Origin of the sequence: Bordetella genomosp. 11 (assembly GCF_002261215.1) — a bacterium.
Taxonomy (GTDB): Bacteria; Pseudomonadota; Gammaproteobacteria; order Burkholderiales; family Burkholderiaceae_B; genus Bordetella_C.
Window position 1 is genome coordinate 3,144,068 of sequence record NZ_NEVS01000004.1, and the last position, 19,685, is coordinate 3,163,752.

At 62.2% G+C, this 19,685-nt stretch carries 18 protein-coding genes and 1 tRNA gene; 11 read left to right on the forward strand and 8 right to left on the reverse strand.

The features are described 5' to 3' along the window. Positions 1-15: 15 nt before the first annotated feature. The 3 genes from yaaA to CAL28_RS21805 form a co-directional block, all read right to left on the reverse strand. Positions 16-783 carry a peroxide stress protein YaaA gene (gene yaaA, locus CAL28_RS21795; RefSeq protein ID WP_094843278.1) on the reverse strand — a complete coding sequence of 256 codons (768 nt, stop codon included), beginning with the start codon at positions 781-783 and terminating at the stop codon, positions 16-18. 26 nt (positions 784-809) lie between these two features. Next, entirely contained in the window at positions 810-1,592 is a 783-nt protein-coding gene (locus CAL28_RS21800) for a 3-hydroxybutyrate dehydrogenase (protein WP_094843279.1), read from the reverse strand. An 82-nt stretch (positions 1,593-1,674) separates the two neighbouring features. Beyond that, positions 1,675-2,832, reverse strand: coding sequence for a cation:proton antiporter domain-containing protein (locus tag CAL28_RS21805; protein WP_094843280.1), 1,158 nt, complete (start codon positions 2,830-2,832; stop codon positions 1,675-1,677). Between the two features lie 434 nt (positions 2,833-3,266). On the opposite strand from CAL28_RS21805, the gene CAL28_RS21810 reads away from it, so the two are divergent. From CAL28_RS21810 to CAL28_RS21825, 4 genes are all read left to right on the forward strand, one after another. After that, positions 3,267-3,357, forward strand: a tRNA-Ser gene (locus tag CAL28_RS21810). 164 nt (positions 3,358-3,521) lie between these two features. Further along, on the forward strand, positions 3,522-4,319 hold the full coding sequence (locus CAL28_RS30225; RefSeq protein WP_094843281.1) for a DUF4189 domain-containing protein: 798 nt from the start codon (positions 3,522-3,524) through the stop codon (positions 4,317-4,319). A 73-nt stretch (positions 4,320-4,392) separates the two neighbouring features. Beyond that, on the forward strand, positions 4,393-4,845 hold the full coding sequence (locus tag CAL28_RS30230) for a DUF4189 domain-containing protein (protein WP_369597695.1): 453 nt from the start codon (positions 4,393-4,395) through the stop codon (positions 4,843-4,845). After that, complete coding sequence (locus CAL28_RS21825; RefSeq protein ID WP_141218226.1) at positions 4,842-5,099, forward strand: hypothetical protein; 258 nt, start codon at positions 4,842-4,844, stop codon at positions 5,097-5,099. Before CAL28_RS30230 ends, CAL28_RS21825 begins: the two co-directional genes overlap by 4 nt. A 27-nt stretch (positions 5,100-5,126) precedes the next feature. On the opposite strand, the gene CAL28_RS21830 is transcribed toward CAL28_RS21825, so the two are convergent. The 3 genes from CAL28_RS21830 to CAL28_RS21840 all read right to left on the reverse strand — a co-directional run bounded on the left by CAL28_RS21830 (position 5,127) and on the right by CAL28_RS21840 (position 7,628). Beyond that, a complete protein-coding gene (locus tag CAL28_RS21830; protein WP_141218227.1) occupies positions 5,127-6,155 on the reverse strand; it encodes a hypothetical protein in 1,029 nt (342 codons plus the stop codon). A gap of 25 nt (positions 6,156-6,180) precedes the next feature. After that, the gene (locus CAL28_RS21835; RefSeq protein WP_254926196.1) at positions 6,181-6,627 is read right to left on the reverse strand and encodes a hypothetical protein; all 447 of its coding nucleotides are present in this window, start codon (positions 6,625-6,627) and stop codon (positions 6,181-6,183) included. A gap of 422 nt (positions 6,628-7,049) precedes the next feature. Beyond that, a complete protein-coding gene (locus CAL28_RS21840) occupies positions 7,050-7,628 on the reverse strand; it encodes a lysozyme inhibitor LprI family protein (RefSeq protein ID WP_094843286.1) in 579 nt (192 codons plus the stop codon). Between the two features lie 92 nt (positions 7,629-7,720). Between CAL28_RS21840 and CAL28_RS21845 the strand changes: the two genes are divergently transcribed. Beyond that, entirely contained in the window at positions 7,721-7,996 is a 276-nt protein-coding gene (locus tag CAL28_RS21845) for a hypothetical protein (protein ID WP_094843287.1), read from the forward strand. Between the two features lie 190 nt (positions 7,997-8,186). Further along, positions 8,187-8,795: a class I SAM-dependent DNA methyltransferase gene (locus CAL28_RS21850; RefSeq protein ID WP_094843288.1), complete on the forward strand. Its 609-nt coding sequence runs from the start codon at positions 8,187-8,189 to the stop codon at positions 8,793-8,795. An 88-nt stretch (positions 8,796-8,883) separates the two neighbouring features. Here CAL28_RS21850 and CAL28_RS21855 read toward each other — a convergent pair whose 3' ends face one another. Continuing rightward, positions 8,884-11,865 carry an autotransporter outer membrane beta-barrel domain-containing protein gene (locus CAL28_RS21855; RefSeq protein WP_094843289.1) on the reverse strand — a complete coding sequence of 994 codons (2,982 nt, stop codon included), beginning with the start codon at positions 11,863-11,865 and terminating at the stop codon, positions 8,884-8,886. Positions 11,866-12,263: 398 nt separating this feature from the next. Here CAL28_RS21855 and CAL28_RS21860 point away from each other — a divergent pair, with 398 nt between their 5' ends. The 5 genes from CAL28_RS21860 to CAL28_RS21880 all read left to right on the forward strand — a co-directional run bounded on the left by CAL28_RS21860 (position 12,264) and on the right by CAL28_RS21880 (position 16,686). Further along, positions 12,264-13,226, forward strand: a complete 963-nt coding sequence (locus CAL28_RS21860; RefSeq protein WP_094843290.1) for a chromate resistance protein ChrB domain-containing protein — start codon at positions 12,264-12,266, stop codon at positions 13,224-13,226. A 46-nt stretch (positions 13,227-13,272) separates the two neighbouring features. After that, complete coding sequence (locus CAL28_RS21865) at positions 13,273-14,475, forward strand: chromate transporter (RefSeq protein WP_094843291.1); 1,203 nt, start codon at positions 13,273-13,275, stop codon at positions 14,473-14,475. 61 nt (positions 14,476-14,536) lie between these two features. Next, positions 14,537-14,998: a chromate resistance protein ChrB domain-containing protein gene (locus CAL28_RS21870; protein ID WP_094843292.1), complete on the forward strand. Its 462-nt coding sequence runs from the start codon at positions 14,537-14,539 to the stop codon at positions 14,996-14,998. A 210-nt stretch (positions 14,999-15,208) separates the two neighbouring features. Further along, positions 15,209-15,487, forward strand: a complete 279-nt coding sequence (locus tag CAL28_RS21875) for a metal-sensing transcriptional repressor (RefSeq protein WP_094843293.1) — start codon at positions 15,209-15,211, stop codon at positions 15,485-15,487. Between the two features lie 14 nt (positions 15,488-15,501). Beyond that, a complete protein-coding gene (locus tag CAL28_RS21880; RefSeq protein ID WP_094843294.1) occupies positions 15,502-16,686 on the forward strand; it encodes a nickel/cobalt efflux transporter in 1,185 nt (394 codons plus the stop codon). Positions 16,687-16,740: 54 nt separating this feature from the next. On the opposite strand, the gene CAL28_RS21885 is transcribed toward CAL28_RS21880, so the two are convergent. Then, positions 16,741-19,524 (reverse strand): autotransporter family protein, encoded by a 2,784-nt coding sequence (locus tag CAL28_RS21885; RefSeq protein ID WP_094843295.1) that lies wholly within the window; start codon positions 19,522-19,524, stop codon positions 16,741-16,743. Positions 19,525-19,685: the final 161 nt, after the last annotated feature.

Sequence of the window (19,685 nt, forward strand, 5' to 3'; positions counted from 1 at the left end):
GTCGAGGGAGGCCCTCTACCCTCTACGGAACACCAGCTTGTCGGGCGTCGATACCGACTCGTCGTACGCGTAGTCCTCGCTGTCGAACGCCCGCAGGCGTTCGGGCGTGGCGATCTTGTGCTGGATGGCATAGCGTGCCATCAGGCCGCGCGCGCGCTTGGCGTTGAAGCTGATGATCTTGTAAGCGCCGTTCTTCTTTTCCTGGAAGACGCATTGCACCACCCGAGCCTTCAACGCCTTCAGGTCCACCGACTTGAAATACTCCTCGGATGCCAGGTTGACGACGACAGGCTTCTTGTCGCCCTCCAGGCGTTCGTTCAGGTATTCGGCGATATCGGTGCCCCAGAACTCGTACAGGTTCTTGCCGCGCGGCGTTTCCAGGCGGGTCCCCATCTCCAGGCGATAGGGCTGCATCAGGTCCAGCGGACGCAGCACCCCGTACAGGCCGCTAAGAATGGCGATATGGTCCTGCGCCCACTGCAATTGCGGCACGCTCAGGCTGGGGGCCTGCAGGCCCTCGTACACATCGCCATTGAAAGCCAGGATTGCCGGGCGCGCGTTCTGCTGGGTGAACGTCGGCTTCCATGCCGCGTAGCGGCGAGCATTCAGGTCCGCCAACGCCGGACTCAAGTCCATAAGCTGGGCGATGTCCTCGGCGCTTTTCTTCTTCAGCACCTTGATCAGCGCGGCCGCGTGATCGACAAAGAGCGGCTGCGTATGCAGATCGACGCCCAGCGGCGTGTCGTAGTCGAGCTTCTTGGCGGGAGACAGCAGGAACAGCATGTTCGGAGTTTTCCTTGTTCAGATGATCAGCGCGACGTCCAGCCACCGTCGACGGAAATCGACGTGCCAGTCACCTGTTCGGCGGCCGGCGAGCACAGATAGACGGCGGTGCCGCCCAATTGTTCGGGCGTCACGAATTGCAGCGACGGCTGCTTTTCGGTAAGCAGTTCGCGGGCCGCGGTTTCCTGGTCCACGCCCTCCTTGGCGGCAATGGCGCTGATCTGCTTTTCCACCAGCGCGGTACGCACCCAGCCGGGACAAATCGCGTTGGCCGTAATGCCCAGCCCGGCGGTCTCCAGCGCGGTCACCTTGGTCAAGCCCACCACGCCATGCTTGGCCGCCACATAGGCCGACTTGCTGGCCGATCCGACCAGACCGTGCGCCGAAGCAATATTGATAATGCGCCCCCACTTCTGCTTCTTCATGTGCGGCAGCGCCGCCGCGGTACCGTGGAACACGGCCGACAGATTGAGCGCGATGATGGCGTCCCATTTCTCCGGCGGGAAATTCTCTATCAGGTCGGTGTGCTGGATGCCGGCGTTATTCACCAGGATATCGATGCGTCCGTGCGCCGCGACGGCATTTTCCACCAGTTGCCGCACCGCCGACCCCTTGGACAGATCCGCCCCGTCGTAAGTCGCCTGGATGCCGTGCGCCAGGGCCAGGCCCGCGCGGGTCTTCTCGATCTCGGCCGCATCGCCAAACCCGTTCAGCACGATGTCGGCACCCTGTGCGGCCAGCGCGGTCGCGATACCCAGGCCGATACCGCTGGTGGATCCGGTAACGACGGCGACTTTTCCTTTCAGCATGACGGTGCTCCTTGCGGGTTGGGATGGGATCGGGCGACGAGTCGCGGGTGGCGGACGGCAGCCCTTCGTAGCGGCGCCCCGCTCAGGGCGCCCCGGAAGTGTAGCCTTCCACGCGGCCGGGCTGCATGCGCTCGACCATCTTGAGAAGAACGGGGACCACCGCCATGGAAATGGCCACCACCACGGAGATCAGATCTCGATGGGGCGCACTGAGCAAACCGTTGTCCCAGGCTTCGTTGAACAGCGCGAAACCGAACTCCCCGCCTTGCGCCAGCGAGATGGCGAACGGCAGCCGGTGATAGGCAGGCAACCCGGACATACGCGCGATGCCGTACAGGATCACCCCTTTTACCAATAGCAGGGCCATTACGCTGAAAACGATAAAACGCCAATGCTCACGCACGACGTCCAGATTGATGGACATGCCGATGCCAAGGAAAAACAGGCCCAGCAGCAATCCCTTGAACGGCTCGATCGACGTTTCCATCGATTCGCGGTACTTCGACTTGGCCAGCAACACCCCGACCAGGAACCCGCCCAGGCCGGCCGATAGGCCGGCATGATCGAACAACTGGGCCGTACCGATCACCACCAGCAAAGTCGCCGCCGTGAACAGCTCCTGCAATTGGGCGCGCTCCGCCCAACTGATGACCCTTAACCTGTAGCCGACCAGCACGACGGCCACCGCGATCAGCGACGACACGAACGACGGCGCCCGCGTACCGCCGCCGCCAATAATGCCCAATGCGATCAGCAGGGGAATCGCCGCCATATCCTGCAGCAGCAGCACACCCAGCGCCGTGCGGCCCATGGGGGTGCGGGTCAGTTGGCGTTCGTCCAGCAGCCGCATGGCCACCGCGGTCGAGGACAAGGCCACGGCCACACCGCAGACGATTGCCCCGGTCCATGACATATCGATCAGATGGCGCAGCAACAACCCCATCAGCAAGGCCAGCACGCCACCGCACGCGACCATCTGGAAAATACCGATGCCGAACACCTCGCGCCGCATGCCCCACAGACGGGAGGGTTCCAGCTCCAGGCCGATGACGAACAGCATCATCACCACGCCCCACTGGGAAATATCGATGATGGCGGGCACATCGGTAACTAGCTTCAGGGCGGACGGGCCGATCAGAATGCCGGCCAACAGATAGCCGGGGATGGTACCCAGGCCCAGTACCTGGGTCAGCGGCACGCAAATCACCGCGGCTAGCAGAAGGACGACGACGAGTTCCATGAGCACCCTGGCCGGACAGAACACACATTCTGACAAAAAATTACGAGGCCCGGGAGTCTTCTCTTAGTGAAGAAGGGGCGGAAGCCGTTGGCGAGCGGGTACCCGGGGAACCGTTGGACGGGGCTCGCGGGGAAGAGCGACTTTTTCCTATGCCGTTTGGGCGGGGCGGCGCCGGCGACTCGACCGTGCGCTGGGGTGGCGGAACCCGACTTCCCGCTCGTGACGAAAGCGGCCCGCCGCGTTGACGCAGCCCGCACAAAGTTTCAAATTGCTGGTAGAATAGCTGGCTTTGCTGCTCGCCGGATGTTTATTGACGGGCAGCCTCGCGGCGTCTGTTGACCACCCCGTCATCGCGCCAATCATTCCCCTGGTGCGCAAGTATCGCGGTGGCAAGGATTGGCAGGATCAGGGAGCCGCCGCGACGAAAGCACCCAGGAGAGGTGGCAGAGTGGTCGAATGTACCTGACTCGAAATCAGGCGTACGGTTTCCCCGTACCGTGGGTTCGAATCCCACCCTCTCCGCCACATATTTATTTCGATGAATCCATCGAAGTACCAAAGGCCCGCTAGTCGCTGAGACAGCGGGCTTTGTTTTGGCCAGCAACGCGCCCGAACGTCTCTTGCCATCCTCATCCTTTTGACGGTAGTTTTGACGGCACGCCTCAAATACCGTCAATAGAGATACCGTCATGCCCTTGAGCGACACCGCTTGCCGCCAAGCAAAGCCCAAAGAAAAGCCAAATAAACTCACCGATGCCGGCGGTCTCTATCTGCTGGTCAACGCCACAGGTAAATATTGGCGCTGGGACTATCGTCATGCCCAGAAGCGCAAGACGCAAGATCCTATGCTGGCCCGAAAGGAGACCAAACAAGCCGACGCGGTAATTTTCGAGGCGGTCGCAACGCATAATGTGCGTCGGCCTACCGGGCCAGAACTGCCCACCCATGGGACAGCGCCCGGGAGGGCCCTGCCCTTCGTTTCCAGGAACCGCCTGATGAAATTTATCGCCTTCGGGTTTTGGATTTTGCTTGCCGCTCCCTTTACGGTTCATGCGCAGTGCGCGCCCGGCATCCCGGGTGCCGGCAATCCGGGATGTATCCCGCCCACGATGCAGAACTCGCCCTACAACCAGGGCATGGATGCCCCGTCGCCACCACCGCCTGTCTGGCGCGAAACCTGGGGAGCCATCGCCATAGACATGGGCGTCGGCCGGGCGGGCATGTCGGATACGGAAATGAGCAAGGATTCCGCTATCTCGGTCGCGCTGGCCCGATGCAAGAGCGCAGGCGGTAGCCAATGCGAGATCAAGACCACGTACCACAACCAGTGCGTCGCCCTCGCCCAGCAAAAAGGCGGCGGGGATGTTGTGACCTTTACCGGGCCGGACAAAAGCCGGGCCGAACTACGATCCGTGGAGAGATGTGGGGGCAAGGCGCGTTGCGCCGTCGTCTACAGCGCCTGCAGCGATGCCGTCCGAGTGCAATGACTTCATCATGACCAAGCGAAAGAAAATCCCGTTCATCGCCTTCGGGCTTTGGCTGTTGCTCGCCGCTCCCTTGATGGCTCATGCGCAGTGCGCCCCAGGTATTCCTGGCGCGGGAAATCCTGGTTGTATTCCTCCCTCGGCCCCTAATTCTCCCTATAACCAAGGTGGCGGCGCCTCCGCTCCGTCGCCAACCCCGCCGCCCGTGTGGCGAGACAGTTGGGGAGCCATTGCGATGGACCCTAACACCGCCCAGTCTGGTACGGTGATTGGCCTCCCGGATAAGCAGGCGGCGACACGCGAAGCGCTCGATCAATGCCGTCGAAACGGAGGACGGGCGTGTGAGATCCTCGTGTCGTACTACAACCAATGCGCCGCCGTGGCACAACGCCCGGGTGGAGGCCCGGTTTCCGTCGCCCGTTCCGCCGATGAAAAAAAGGCTGGCGACATGGCGGTGAAAGCATGTGGCGGAAAGTCCGCATGCGTGGTCGTCTATAGTGCCTGCAGCGACGCCGTCCGAGTGCAATGATGTCCACCAACGAGTTTGAACGGATACGGCGACGGCTCACGTGGCGCATTCATCGCCTGAGCGCGCACCCTGGCACGAGCGCGGCGATCGCGCTTGCCACGCTGTTGCCGCCGGGCGTGGTTCACGCCGCCCGCTGGCGCACCACGGTACGGGACCGCTGTAAAGACGCGGCGTGCCTGGAGTCCGTCTACGTCGCACGTCTGGCGGCGATGCGAAAGAACTGGGCCCAGGCGCTGGACCCGGCGGATCGATAACGCCCGATTACACCCACGCTCGCTGTCTTACTGCTCGCCTTCGCAGCGATTGTCGGTTGGCGTTCGCTTGCCTGCGATTTTCCGGTGCAGCGTCAGGTACTTCACATTTTTCTTTCCCCACGGCTGATACCAATCCAATTGGTCGCCCCGCAGCACAAAATAATCTGCCTGTGTCGTATCGAAGTTCGTGCATCCGACGTCCGAGGCCATCTGTTCGGGACTGTCCGTGCAGAAATGCGCATACAGCTTGCCGTCGCGAATATCGCCCTGCAAGGATCCTTGCTCGCCGATACCGCGGCCGGAGCCGTCGCTCCAGTTGCCAGTTGCCTTCCCATCGCGGACCTTCAGGCTGACGCCGGCCGCATGCCGCCAACCACATGTCTGCTGGTATACCCAATCCCCCTGAAAGCCTGCCGCCCCCATGGAAGGAGATGCATTGGAAGCAGCACGCTCAGCCTGCATGCTGATCGAAAAGGTCGCGTAGGGATTGCCGAATGCATTGGCGTCCATCGCGCCGATATCGATGCGCTCGTTTTCGGCATGGCCGTAGGATCTTAATGAAAAGAATCGCGTGACCTTCTTTCCAGCAAGCAAGTCGTCGTTGTAAAGCGCCGGGCTGAACATCACCTTGGAATGATGAAGTTCTACCGTGATGCCCACGATCGACCAGTGGCATATCCCTTGTCCGAAATAGTCCTCGTCAAGGAAACGGTCAATCACGACGTCAGCCTTATACGTGTTTTCGCCCGCAGCGACGAAGGACACCGGCACTCGTTTTTCAGGAACCACCGTTGCGCCGGTCACCGGTGTCAATGGCACGCAGGCAGGCGTGTCGACGCGATAATTCACGTGGCCTTCGACGTGTTCGAACGGCCCCGGCGCCGCATGAACGACGGCGCTGACGCTGTAGCGGAGTCGGGGTGAAGGATTGAGGCGAGCTTCCCGACTCGCGACCGCACGGGCCTGGCTCTGGGCGTGGGCTGGCGCCTGGCATAAACACAGGCACGCGCCCAGCGTGATGCAGAAGAGTCTGCAAACTGTTGCGAACGGGGTCATTCTCATCGCCCTGGCGCGGTGATTGTCAGAAGCCGTAGCCGCTGATGTATCTACCGCAGGAGTTGTAGTTGATCTTGCCGTTGGTGATCATCTTGTAGCGAAGGATGGTGCCCTCGTTATTCGTATAAAAGATGACCCAGCAGTCGGTCGATTCCGGATGATATTCATCGTATCGCCCGTTCTGGATGACGCCCGGCGAGGTCATCACCTGATAACCCTTGTTCTCGTAATGCGCGGCCTGATAACCATAAATGTAGGTGTACGACTTTGTCTGGGCGTCCTCTTGTTTCACGAATGGCGTCGCACCGTTGGGCTCGGGCCATTTGGGCAACAGTTCCTTGATGTTCTTACCGACCTGCGCGTCCAGCTTGTTCCGGGTCGGGGACCATGGAGATAGTCCCATGCAAGCTGAGAGCATTACAGGAAGAAAAATCGCGGGGGCAATACGAAACATGCTTCCAAAGCGTTTCATGATTTCTCGACGTTGCTTTAAGGGCAGGAGATCACAGTGGGCCGCAATATATCACCTGGGTTCACCTCTGGTAACCGTCGTAGAAACGAAGAGTAAGATCAAAAATTCGCTATACCCCGGGTCGTCATTGCGTGCTGCGGTGGCGAACCCACGCCTGATTGCACGAGCCTGCCAGCGTGCCTGGAGGCAATGTTCCGCAACGATGTAATGGGAAATCTGGCCTCGCCCGCTCCCGCCAGAGGAGCCTCGATATACCCCTGCGCCTGGTTACATACGTACCGCCGATCTGAGCCGATGCGCCGTCGGGGTTTGATATGTTGAGTTCACGCCGGTGCGGGAACGCAGTAACCGCACCGGACGTAACGCAGTTGAGCCACGGCCCTAGGCCGTGGCTCTTTTTTAGGAAGTCCCGCGTAACGCGCTCAATGTCGATGCGTTGCTGTGTAGCTGATTCGCCAGTCTTCCAGTTCCTGGGCACGTATGGCCGTTCTTTCCATTCGACAGGTCGACAACGTACTCGGCCCCGACGTCGATCCAAATCGATAGGCCCTTACCGCGCAATCCTTTTCATAGAAGGCAAGCCACGCACGCTGCGCCGCCTGTATCTCCTGGAGAGCGTCCTTGCCTTCCACGCTGGTAACGGCGGCAGTCAGCGCCTTATAAGCTTTATTCAGACGCGCATCCTGATAGGTATATTCAGCGTCTGCACAATCCCCCTGACCCGGCACCTGGCCTTGCGTGGCCTTGATGCACGCATCATAGTCTGGCCTGATACCGTAATAGCGTGGTGATACGTAGGAAAGCCGCTCTACGCCCGGCATGATGGCGACGCCGTTGATCACGGTACCGTCGTCATTGGACTCCGCTTTGTAGCCTTGAGCGCTGCCCGCCGTGGCTACGGCCGGCGGCGGGGACGCCAGCGCGCTACCGAAAAGGGATAAGAGAAACAGCGGCAGTGCACAGGCAGCCGATCCCCGATTCATCACTTCTTCCTCCAGCATTAAGTTACCGAAGTCGAAATATGCACGACTTAGCGAACCGTATCATCGATCACTACGAGCGTCACGCCGGCGCATGAGATGCCGATCGGCGCATGGCCGACTGGAACGATAAGCCATGGCATGACCGACGGAAGATGTTTTCGGTATTCGACCAACATGCCGCATCGTCGGCTGTGCTGATGTTCAACAGCGGCCCGGCGGCAGGCGAAGCGGTGGGAGAGTATCGGCGTGACCCGCTCTACCACGCGAGCCTGAGCACAGAGGAGTACAAAGCGCTGCTCCACGGCATCGTGGTGCGGCATTATGCCTGGGTAAAGGGCGATGCATCAACCATCAGGCTTTTTGTCGACGACCGGTCTCTGTCCTAACCAGTCCAGGCCTTTTCCCGGCAGGGATAACGACCTCGGCTTCTCCACCGAGGTCGATGGCAAGCCTGCCCCGGGCAAAGCGGAAATGAAGGCATATGGCAACGATACGGGCCGGACCGTGCTGCTGGACAGCCTGCATAACGGCGCCGCGCCAATACGAGATGGCACCTCTGTAGGGTAAATTTCGCGTATGCACGAACTAGCCAGCCGCATCATCGACCATTACGAGCGTCACGCCAGCGCGTGGGATGCAGATCGGCGCATGGCTGGCTGGAACGACAAACCATGGCACGACCGCTTCATCGCTGCGCTGCCGAACGGTGCGAGCATCCTCGACTTGGGTTGTGGCTCCGGTTCCCCCGTCGCCCGACAGATGGTTTCGCATGGCTTGCGTGTGACAGGCATAGACTCGTCACCCACTCTCATTTCGCTATGTCGCCAACGCCTGCCCGATCAGGAATGGCTTGCAGAAGACATGCGCAAGCTCCGACTCGCCCGTCGATTCGATGGTGTGCTTGCTTGGGATAGCTTCTTTCACCTCACGCCCGACGACCAGCGGCGCATGTTCACGGTGTTTGACCTACATGCTGGGGCGTCAGCCATGCTGATGTTCAATAGCGGACCAGCACAAGGCGAAGCGGTCGGAGAGTATCGAGGCGATCCGCTTTATCACGCGAGTCTGAGTGCCGATGAGTATAGATCGCTACTCCACGGGATCGGATTCAAGGTCGTTGCCCACGTGGCGAACGATTGGAACACGGGCGGCGGTCGCACAGTTTGGCTTGCGAAACGCGGCTGAGCTGGATATCCAAGCCCAAGCCATTCAGACTTGGTGCAGCCAACCGTGTCGCCGCTACCGATGCGCGCTGACCTGCCCTTTCCTCGGGTTAGAAAGCGATATTCAGCGCCCCCATCACGCCCTGATTCGTCACACCCGACGCATACTGCCCGTTGTATGAAAGACTGATGGTCGCATTGCGGGTGATATGAACGCCAAGGCCAAAATCGACTACCGCCTGGTTGCGCGCAATCGGCACACCAGAGATATCGAACGATGAGCCGCCCGCGAACGATTCCGACACCGTAGGCTTCACATCGCCCACCGCATAGCGCCAGCCCACCGATCCCTTGGCGAGGACTTCGGTACCGTTGAACATGAACGTGGTCTTGCCGCGCAGCCCCAGGGTGCTGAAGCCCGTGTTCATGTCCTGGCTGCCAACGTGCAGCGCGTCGGCGCCCCCGCTTTCATCGAAGCCTTCGGCGTGCTGGCTCACGTAGGCGACGTTCAGGAACGGTTCCACAGACGAGCGCCCCATGTCGAAGCGATATCCCAGCTCGCCGAATATCTGGGCCGTGCCTGCGTTGTAGTTGGAACTCATATGGTCGGCGAATCCCGGTACCGCCATGCTGCGATCCGCGCTGATGTCGTGCCACGTATAGGTCGCCCCCGTCCTGAAGCCCAAGGCCCCCCACTGGGTGCCGCCGTACAGGCCGAGGTGGTAGTCGTCGCTCTCCGCAGAGGCGCTACGGCCGCTTACGTTATAGCTGCCATGGCTATATCCGGCCAGCACACCCGCGCGCCAGTTGGCGGCGACCGGCATATCCGCGCCGATGAAGAAGCCACCCAGGGACGTATTCAAGCGGCTGGCATTGCCATCGCCATCGATATGCCCCCAGTTGCCATAGAAACGCGCCCATCCGGTGGGACGCGACGTGCCGCAGCCGGTCGTGCCGGCAGCTTGCGCGTTCATGCGGTTATCGCCGTTGGCCGGACAGGTGAACGTGTCGGTAAGCCTGTCGCTGACCGCATCGCGCGTGAAATGGCTGCTCTCCAGCATCGCGCTTTGCACCGACGCATGGACTTCGCCCGACAATTGATCGAGCGCCATGCGCGCGTTGTCGTTTGTTTGCTGATTGAGCACAGGCGCGGCGGCCGCGCTGTTCGGCCCTGTCGAATCCAACCCGCTTGCTACCGCGGCCTGGTTGCCCGTCGTCGCGATATCCGTGATGGACTTCGTTTGCTTGACTTCCAGATAGGAATTGTTGGCATCCGAGGTGGGCGCCAGACCGTAGAACGCGGTAAGGGCTGTGTCGCCGGTCACATCGAAGCTGCCGGTTACGCCGTTGGTCGCCGTCAGCACGGTGTACTTTGTTCCAAGCACATAAGGTGCCGCTGTCGTCCGGGTGACGTTCAGGATCGCGCCATCCTGGATCGTCGCCGTGCCCGTGACAGCAATGCGGTCGGATGCGGAAGAGTTCGGATCGACTTCGACCTGGTAGACGCCGCCCTTTTCCTGCGTATAGGCGCCATTGACGTTCAGGGTTCCGATGCTGTTGCCTGGCGCAACGATGCCGCCGGCATGCACGGTGGTCGCGCCGACCGTGCCGTTGCCGATCAGCCTGCCGCCCGAGTTGATCGCGACGGCGGAATTGGTGTTCGAACCACCCACCTGTACCGTGCCACCGTTGTTGATGGTGAAAGAGGAATTGGTAAGCGAGGTCCCGCCATTGAGTGCCAGCGTGCCGCTATTGTTGACGGTGAAGGTGGAATTGGTAAGCGAGACCGCGCTATCGAGTGCCAACGTTCCTTGCTGCACTGTCCATGGCGTCGATTCGGTGGACGTACCCGTCAAAGTCCACGTGCTGGTTCCCGTCTTCTCGAAAACTCCGAAACCCCGATATTGGGCGTTCGCGCCTATCGCGGAGACATCGAAGCTCGAATTGGTCGTTCCGCCCAGCTTAAGCGTGTCCGCCGCGCTGAATGCCACCACATTACCGGTAATCGTCGAGCCCGCTTGCAGTTCCAACGAGTTCACGCCACCGATGAACTGAATCGCATTGGCGATCCCGGCCGAGGCAATCCAGTTTTGTCCGCCTGTGATCGCACCGGCATTGATTACCGTGGCGTTTGCTCCCACGACCCCGATACCACCGACGGGTTTAGGGTAAGCGGCGCCGAGTTGGGTGAACTGTACGGCCGCACCGCCGGCGATCACGCCGCCGGATGTGTTGATGAGCGTGCCGCCATTCGAAATCCAGGCGCCCTCACCGCCGGAACCGGCTTGCCCCGACACCCCAGCGGTAGCACCTCTGGCGCGTCCCGCTACACCGCCGGTCAGGGTGCCCGAGTTCGAAACCGTTCCGTGGCCGCTGAGGATGACGGCGACACCGCCACCGCCGCCGCCGCCGATAGAACCGGTGGCCGCTCCCCCCTGGCCGCCAACGATGGCAGCGCCCTGTTGGATGGTCACATTGGCAGACGAAAAAACGCCCGCGCCACCGCCGCCGCCGCCGCCCGCACCGGTATCGGAGACGAGGCTGCCGAAGGCGGCTCCTCCGGCCCCACCCGTTACTGTCGTGCCGCTTTGCACGAGCAGATCAACGCCACTGGTAACGCCAACACCCCCACCGCCGCCGCCAGCGCTATTGACTGTTGCACTCGCTGCCGCACCGTTGGCCCCTGCACCGCCCGTGATCGAGTGGTCGACGATTGAAATGCCTTCGGCGCCTGCGCCTCCTGTACTGGCAGGCGCGACCACGGTGGGATCATTGGTGAAACTCACGCTCATTCCGCCGCTGCCGCCAAAACCTGTCGTCAGATTGGTTGCCCCACCGCCACCGCCCTTGCGGGTGGTGCCGGTGAAAGGTCCGTACCCGCCATCAGGCGAGGCGCCATTCACACCGGCCGCGCCACCGCCCAGAGAGTCCGAGGCTGTACGCGTCCCGCCCGTGCCGCCGTTGCCCGCCCACGCCGTCGCGGATAGTGCCGCGGCAAGCGCAGCCACCGATACCTTTAAGCGCAAGGTTGGAAGAACGGGATGGACAGCCTGGTCGCGACGGGCATCGGGCTTCTTTGACAGGGGCGGCATTGCAGCTTCTCCACGGGGCCGTGCCCCAGCTTTTGAATGACGAGGACGAACAGATCCGAGCTACGGCGATGGCGTAGCAATGGTGTTTTTTTGAATTCGGGAGGCTTGTCCGGCGCGTTCGCGCTATCGAGCGCGAACAGATGAGGAAACCACTAAGGCCCGCAGGCTGGATGGACGCTGACAGCTATGCACTTCGCGTACGACGACCAGATGCAGGGCATATGTTGCGCCAACGGTTGCGGTAGGTTGCATTTTGAAGCCGGATTATTTCCGATCACCGCGGAAAAATGGCGGAATTTAATAATTGTTAACAATTTGCCTGGCCGACTTGAACGGGCCGGCTCTGTAGATATCACTACATCATTGCAGTACCCCCTACGCCACCCTATGCTGCGCCCATGGCTACCCTACCCACCCACTGGCTGCTCCTTATCGTCAGCCTTCCGACCGCGGGCGCAACGGCGCGCATGCGGATATGGCGCGCGGTCAAGATGCTGGGCGCCGTGCCGTTGCGAGATGGCGCATATCTTCTTCCGGCGGACGCCGAGCAAGCCGGGCAATTCAGGGCACTGGCCGGCGAGGCCAGGCAGGACGGCGGGCAGGGATGGGTGTTGCAGGTGCTCGCGCAAGACCAGGACGAGACGACTGCCTTGCAGGCGCTGTTCGACCGCTCCGAGGACTATGCGGCCTGGCTTTCCGGATTGGCCGAGGCACGCCTATCTCTGTCCAAGGTCCCGGCCGCGGAACTTGCCCGCTCGCTACGCCGCCACGAACGTGCCTACGAGGCAATTCGCAGGATCGACTTCTTTCCGACCGCGGCGTCCGCAAGCGCGCAAGCGCAATGGCGCGACTTTTCCAATGCTGTGGACGCCATTCTGTCGCCCGGAGAGCCGCATGCGGCCATCGGCAGTATTCCAAGGCGCGACCCGATGCGCCATCAGGGCCGGGTTTGGGCGACCCGCCGCCATCTTTGGGTGGATCGCGTCGCCTGCGTGTGGCTGATCCAGCGCTTTATCGATACGGGTGCGCGCTTCCTCTGGCTGGACACCCCCGCCGATTGCCCGGCGGATGCGCTGGGCTTCGACTTCGATGGCGCGACCTTTACCCACGTGGGCGACCGGGTGTCCTTCGAAGTACTGACGGCCAGCTTCGGCCTGGATGAAAACAGGGGCTTGAAACGCCTGGGCGCGATGGTGCATGCGCTGGACGTGGGAGGTGCAACCGTGCCAGAGGCGGCCGGTTTCGAAGCCCTGCTGACGGGGGCCCGCAAGCGCCTGGACGACGACGACGCCCTCGTGGCGGAAATCGGCGTGGTGCTGGATTCGCTTTACGCCTATTTCTCGAATTCGCGGATGGCGTAGGGACTATGGGCGCCTGCCCCCGTCCCTTGGCTTGACGGAGACTTCAATGAACGCATCCCCACCGGCCGATCCTGCGCCGTCCGCCGCCGCGCCGCCGCGATATACGCTTTGGCAACTGGTCGCCTATTTCGCGCGGCTGGGAACACTGGGTTTTGGCGGCCCCGTGGCGCTGGCCGGCTACATGCACCGCGATCTGGTGGAACGACGCGAGTGGATCGCGGAAGGCGACTACAAGGAAGGCCTGGCGCTGGCGCAACTGGCGCCCGGGCCGCTCGCGGCGCAGTTGGCGATCTATCTGGGATACGTGCATTTCCGCATCGTGGGCGCCACCCTGGTAGGCATCGCCTTCGTGTTGCCTTCCTTCCTTATGGTGGTGGCGCTGGGATGGGCGTACACCCGCTTCGGGGGACTGGATTGGATGCGATCGGTCTTCTATGGAGTCGGCGCCGCGGTGATCGGCATTATCGCCATCAGCGCGTACAAGCTCACCGTCAAAAGCGTAGGCAGGGACAAGCTGCTATGGGCCGTCTACCTGGTGCTTGCGGCGGTGACGGTTGCCACCGAAACGGAAATCGCATGGCTTTTCCTGGCCGCGGGCATCGTCGTGTGGTTCCGGCGGGCGCCGCCCAAATGGCTAAGGCAGGGAAACCTTCATTCCGTCGCGGCCACCGCCCTGCCCGCCGTGGGCGGCACGCTGAACACGATCGACGCATCCTTGTTATGGCAAATCGGCATTTTCTTCGCCAAGGCCGGGGCCTTTGTCTTCGGCTCCGGGTTGGCGATCGTGCCATTTCTTTATGGCAGCGTGGTCACGCAGTTCCACTGGCTGAGTGAAAAGCAATTCGTGGATGCGGTGGCGGTTGCCATGATCACGCCCGGACCGGTGGTCATCACCGTGGGCTTCATCGGATATCTGGTCGCCGGGCTGCCGGGCGCGGTCGTGGCCGCCGGCGCCACGTTTCTACCGTGCTATCTGTTCACCATCCTACCGGCGCCGTACTTCAAAAAATACGGCAAGGTGCCCGCCATCCTGGCCTTTGTCGATGGCGTCACGGCCGCCGCGGTGGGCGCCATCACGGGGGCGGTGATCGTTCTGGCGCAACGTTCGATCGTCGATCTTCCAACACTGCTGCTGGCCGCGACCACGGCGGCGCTGCTGCTGCGGTTCAAGAAATTGCCGGAGCCGGCGATCGTGGCGGTTGCCGCGGCGATCGGGCTGGCGATCTATCCCTTGCTGCATTCCACCTGACTTTTCATGGAGGGCTTGATCGATATATGGACTGAATTGGACATTACCCAAGGAGACGATCATGAAATGGATTACCCGAGAGCACCCCAAGATCGACCGAATCGCTTGCCCATGGTTGATTGCCCGCTTTATCGACCAGCAACCGGAATTCCTATACGTGCCCGCGAACGAAGTGCTGCGCACCGCGAAGGAACGGAACGCGATTCCCTATGACATCCCGGGCGCCGAGCTGTCGCATGTCGGAGACCAGTGCAGCTTCGATGCCTTCCTGGCCAGGTATGAGCTGGGGCAGGACCCCGCCCTGCAAAAACTGGCGGCCATCGTGCGCGGAGCCGATACATCCCGCCTCGACCTGACCTTGCAGTCGGGCGGCTTGTACGCCATCTCGCTGGGCCTGTCGAACCTATACCAGGACGACCACCAGATGCTGGAGCACGGGATGGTGATGTACGACGCTCTCTATGCCTGGTGCCGGTCATGCCAGGATGAAACACACCAATGGCCGCCGCGCATGGCCGCTTGATATGGGCGAGCGCCCCTCCGGATAGGTCGCCGCTTTACGTCGTTCCCTCATCGTGAAGCGGCCGGCCTTTACCGCGCGGTCCCGCAGCCGTTGCCGGAAGCGCCTTCCGTATCGTCTGTTCCCGACATAAGCGTGACGCGGGAGCCACCGTACCGCCGCATGTGTCACCCGGGCTGTACATATCCCCTCCAGGGGGATAGCATAGCAAGCATGGATACACCCAATCCCCACCTGCACCACGAAACCGTGGCCAAGCGCCTGAAACGGGCTGAAGGACACTTGCGCAGTGTCGTGCAGATGATCGAAGCGCAACGTCCCTGCCTGGATATTGCGCAGCAACTGCATGCCGTCGAGAAGGCCATTACGCAGGCAAAGCGGATACTCATCCAGGACCACATCGACCATTGCCTGGAAGACGTGGTGGGCGACGTGGACAAAGCGCGCCGCCGCACCGTGGACGAGTTCAAGGAAATCACCAAGTACCTGTAGGGCACACCCCCAAGATGCTGTCGTTCACCGAGCTTATCCAGCAGGGCACCAGCCATGCCTGGCTTTTCATTCCCAGCGCCATCGTGCTGGGTGCCTTGCACGGCCTGGAGCCGGGCCACTCCAAGACCATGATGGCGGCCTTCATCGTTGCCATCCGGGGCACGATAGGGCAGGCGGTCCTGCTCGGCGTCAGCGCCACCGTGTCGCACACCATCATTGTCTGGGGCATCGCCCTGGGCGGCATGTATCTATGGCGCGGCGTCGATGCCGAGGCGCTGGAGCCCTACTTCCAGGTCGCTTCCGCGGTAGTGATTATTGCGATCGCGCTGTGGATGTTCATGCGCACGTTGAAGGAACAGCGATTGCGGCAGGCGGCCTCGCAGGACCACGATCACCACGGGCATGATCACCACGCCCATTCTCACGATCACGACCACGATCATGGCCATGCCCACGACGAAAGCCGGCGTATCGATACCGGACACGGCGTGGTCGCGCTGCGTATCCATGAAGCCGGCGCCCCGCCCCGCTGGCGGCTGACGGTGGAGCGGGGCGCACACTGGCGGGCCGAGGACGTAAGCGTGGAAACGGAAAGGCCGGACGGCGCGAAGCAGCGATTCCGCTTCGCGGCGCGCGATGGCTATCTGGAATCGGTGGACGAGATTCCGGAACCCCACCAGTTCATGGCCAGGCTGGAACTTGCCCACGGCCATCATGCCCACAGCTACGATGTGGCCTTCGTCGAGGACGCCCCCAATCAGCATGACCACATTCATGAAGAACTGCGCGGGCTGGACGTGTCGGGGGGCGAGTACCAGGATGCGCACGCGCTGGCGCACGCCAACGATATCCGGCGCAGGTTCGCCGACCGCAGGGTCACCAACTGGCAGATTCTCGGCTTCGGACTGACCGGCGGACTGATCCCCTGTCCGGCCGCCATCACCGTACTGCTGCTGTGCCTGCAGCTCAAACAGGTGTCCCTGGGGGCGGCCCTGGTGCTGTGCTTTTCCGTGGGGCTCGCCCTGACGCTGGTTTCGGTCGGCGTGGCCGCGGCCTGGAGCGTCCGGCACGTGACCAAGCGGTATAGCTGGTTTTCCACCGTGGCAAGCCGGGCGCCCTATCTGTCCAGCCTGCTGATCGTCGCGGTCGGGGTTTACGTCGGTATCCATGGCTGGATGGGTATCGGCGCGATGGCATAACCCCAAACCCACTTGATCTTTCGGTTTCGAGCGCCCGGATGACTCGCGAGTCAGCTAGAACGTCATCCTGAAGCCAGCGCTTGCCGTCACGGCATAACTGCCAGAGAAATCGGCGTCGGTGCCGAGCTCTCCATAGAGCGCATAGCGGCCGCCCCAACTGTAATTGCCGCCAACGCCCACGCCGCCCCAAGTACGGCCCAGGCGGCTGTCGACGGGCACGCCGGAGACCTGCACCCGCGTCCCGTCCAGGAATTCGTGCTTGATGTTGATCACGCCGTAGACGCTGGCCTGGCGCGGCTTGCCGCCGCCGTCGTCCAGGCTGCGCTTGTAGTCCAAGGCCACGCCGATCCGGCCCAGCAGGCTGTCACCCTTGTCGCTGTCGACCCGGGCGCCGAACTGATCGTCGAAGCGGTTGAAATCGGTGGACACGTAGCTTAGCTGAGCCTGCGGGATGATGGCGAAGCCCTCCCTAACGGCAAAGGACTTGCCGGCTTCGATGCTTAGGCCATAGCTGTGCGCGTTATTGCCGTCCTTCAGCTTGCCGGCAAGGCCGGAACGCAGATCGCTATCGAACCAGGTTGCCTGCGCCTGGGCGTCCACATAGGTACCATCCTTGCCGTACCAGGTCAGGGTCGGGCCCAGGCCATAGGCCCTGGTATCGATGCTGCCATTGCCATAGACCGATGAAACATCGGTGTCGGCCGTGCCGTAGTGGACGGTGAAGCCTCCGACCAGGCGCGAATCGCCCTGCTCGCCGGCCAGGATGCGATCGACGCCGAACTGCGCTTTCCAACTGTCGATATTCTGGTGCTCGCCGGTGGTGGAGAGCGCCGGTTTCAGGTGTGCGGTGGTGCCTTCCACTCGGGCCCAGACGCCGTTGCGACCGGTGTCCGCCGGATCATATTGACGGTTGCCCACGCGCTGCCGCAAGGTAGGCAGCTGGCTCAATGACATCAGCGTATTGGCGTATGCCTCGTAGACCGGCACGCCCGGCTGGTACAGCATGGGGCCGCTCCCGCCATTTGGCGCAACGGCACCTTCGTCCGTTGGCGCGTCCCCGCCCGCCGAAACCGAAGTGTCGACCGCCTTCAGCGAGGAGCGCAGGTACCAATTGCCATTGCCCTGGTCCTTCTGCAGCACATAGCCGTAGGCGCCCGCCACCAGGGCCGGCTTACCGGCGATGACATAGTCTCCATTCGCCAAGTCGAATTGGCCAGCGGAGATACCATTCACCTGTACCACCTGGATGCCTTGCCGGGTTTGCGCGCCCGAGCCTCCCACGTTCATGACGGTGACTGGCGTGATGCCGGAGGTGGCGCCGGTGATGACCAGGCGATCGGTGGGGGATGCGTCGTCGCCCAGCGCAGTCCTGATTTCAAGGTTGCCCCCTTGTCCCGCGTAATCTCCGGCGATTGTCAGGGTCCCGAATCCGCCAGGAGGACCGGGTGCGATCGTGCCACGATTGGCGGTGGATCCGACTTGGCCGATACCGGTCAGCCGCGCCCCTGCCCACACATTGGCCGGGCCTCCCAATATGCCGTCCACCCGCAGCGTTCCGGCCTGGACCTCGGTGCTTCCGCTGAATGCCGAGCTATCGCCCGTCAGCGTCAAAGTACCGGCTCCCAACTTGTTAAGGCTTGACGTTCCCGAAAACGCGGTGCCGATGCCAATGTCGTGTGCGTTCGTGTCGAACCAGGCGCCGCCGGTGTTCACCGACAATGTCGTGAAGCCCTTAAGGAAGTCAGGCTGGTCGCGGTTCGCGCGCAGGATGCCGCCGTCCAGGTTAAGCACTAGTGGGCCGGTGCCGTCGCCCTTGATGACGGCGCCTGTTTCGAGGATGCCGCGTCCGGTAGAGTCGCCAGTCAGATTGAGCGTCCCTTGTGCCGTGGACCCGGCAGCGATTCGGACATTGCTGCCGGCTTCCACCAACCCGCCTTTTTGAATGTTCAACGTGCCGGCGCCATCCCAGCCAACCGCGATGAAATCGGTAGCGCTCAGCGTCGAAGTGTCGGCAGTGCCGCTCGATATGGTGACCGTGCCCGCGCCGCCGTTAGCGTAGCCGATATAGATAGCCGCGCTCGGATGCAGCGCATCAGGGCCGGCAGTACTCACCGCCGCGCCGTCCCGGACATGCAGCTCGCCGGTGCCGGCGGCACCCACGTAGATGTTGCCAACAGGGTCCCATAACGATCCGGCGCCGGTGACTGTGACGTGCCCATCGCCGCCCGCATCCAGTCCGATCGAACCTTGCCCGCTGTGCACTGCGCCGCCATTATCGATGTCGAGGGTCCCACTGCCGCCAGCGCCGATCACAAATGCAGCGCCACTGGAGTTCGTCCAGATCGATCCGGGCCCGGAGACCAGCGCCATGCCAGTGCTGCCATTATCGCGGCCGATGGCAACGTTGCTGGTGCTGGTCGCCACACCGCCGCCAAGGACATTGAGCGTGCCATTGCTGCCCGACTCGACGCCGATCTGGGTCTGGCCGGAGATGGTCAAACCCGAAGCCAGGCCACCGCCGTTGCCGCCCTGGACCGTGACCATTCCCTGGTCATGGTTGCCGAAGTACGCGTCGTTGACGTTGCCGACCGTGCCACCGGCGTCGATGACCAATGTACCAAGTGCCGTATCGCCAACGACGAGATCACCGCCGACAGACCAGTTCGGCGATTGCACACTGGATACGACCGGATCCAGGTTGCCGGAACCCACCACCGATTGCGCGTTCGCGGGTCCCCAGCAGTCGACCGCCCACGCCAGCGCGATCGCTGTCGACAAAAGCAGGGGCCGGGATTGCGGCTTGGAATTGAGCTCCGGGGCGGTGTCCTTGTTTGCCATTGGATGCCTCGCTGCTGTGACATGTATCCCGTGCCGGTCGTACGACACGCTATATGTCGCCGACGCATGCATGGGGACGACCCGCCGTGCCAGGTCGATATTTGCGTGTTCTGTGGATGTCCGCTGGGCTGTGCACGAGCGCACGAAGGCGACGGCTGCGC

Coding starts and splice junctions, on each gene's coding strand:
- CAL28_RS21850 (WP_094843288.1), top strand. CDS start 8,187: ATGCACGAACTAGCCAGCCGCATCATCGACCATTACGAGCGTCACGCC.
- CAL28_RS21800 (WP_094843279.1), bottom strand. CDS start 1,592: ATGCTGAAAGGAAAAGTCGCCGTCGTTACCGGATCCACCAGCGGTATC.
- CAL28_RS21855 (WP_094843289.1), bottom strand. CDS start 11,865: ATGCCGCCCCTGTCAAAGAAGCCCGATGCCCGTCGCGACCAGGCTGTC.
- CAL28_RS30230 (WP_369597695.1), top strand. CDS start 4,393: ATGGCTCATGCGCAGTGCGCCCCAGGTATTCCTGGCGCGGGAAATCCT.
- CAL28_RS21835 (WP_254926196.1), bottom strand. CDS start 6,627: ATGAAACGCTTTGGAAGCATGTTTCGTATTGCCCCCGCGATTTTTCTT.
- CAL28_RS21885 (WP_094843295.1), bottom strand. CDS start 19,524: ATGGCAAACAAGGACACCGCCCCGGAGCTCAATTCCAAGCCGCAATCC.
- CAL28_RS21845 (WP_094843287.1), top strand. CDS start 7,721: ATGGCCGACTGGAACGATAAGCCATGGCATGACCGACGGAAGATGTTT.
- CAL28_RS21875 (WP_094843293.1), top strand. CDS start 15,209: ATGGATACACCCAATCCCCACCTGCACCACGAAACCGTGGCCAAGCGC.
- yaaA (WP_094843278.1), bottom strand. CDS start 783: ATGCTGTTCCTGCTGTCTCCCGCCAAGAAGCTCGACTACGACACGCCG.
- CAL28_RS21805 (WP_094843280.1), bottom strand. CDS start 2,832: ATGGAACTCGTCGTCGTCCTTCTGCTAGCCGCGGTGATTTGCGTGCCG.
- CAL28_RS21880 (WP_094843294.1), top strand. CDS start 15,502: ATGCTGTCGTTCACCGAGCTTATCCAGCAGGGCACCAGCCATGCCTGG.
- CAL28_RS21860 (WP_094843290.1), top strand. CDS start 12,264: ATGGCTACCCTACCCACCCACTGGCTGCTCCTTATCGTCAGCCTTCCG.
- CAL28_RS21865 (WP_094843291.1), top strand. CDS start 13,273: ATGAACGCATCCCCACCGGCCGATCCTGCGCCGTCCGCCGCCGCGCCG.
- CAL28_RS21870 (WP_094843292.1), top strand. CDS start 14,537: ATGAAATGGATTACCCGAGAGCACCCCAAGATCGACCGAATCGCTTGC.
- CAL28_RS21830 (WP_141218227.1), bottom strand. CDS start 6,155: ATGACCCCGTTCGCAACAGTTTGCAGACTCTTCTGCATCACGCTGGGC.
- CAL28_RS21840 (WP_094843286.1), bottom strand. CDS start 7,628: ATGCTGGAGGAAGAAGTGATGAATCGGGGATCGGCTGCCTGTGCACTG.
- CAL28_RS21825 (WP_141218226.1), top strand. CDS start 4,842: ATGATGTCCACCAACGAGTTTGAACGGATACGGCGACGGCTCACGTGG.
- CAL28_RS30225 (WP_094843281.1), top strand. CDS start 3,522: ATGCCCTTGAGCGACACCGCTTGCCGCCAAGCAAAGCCCAAAGAAAAG.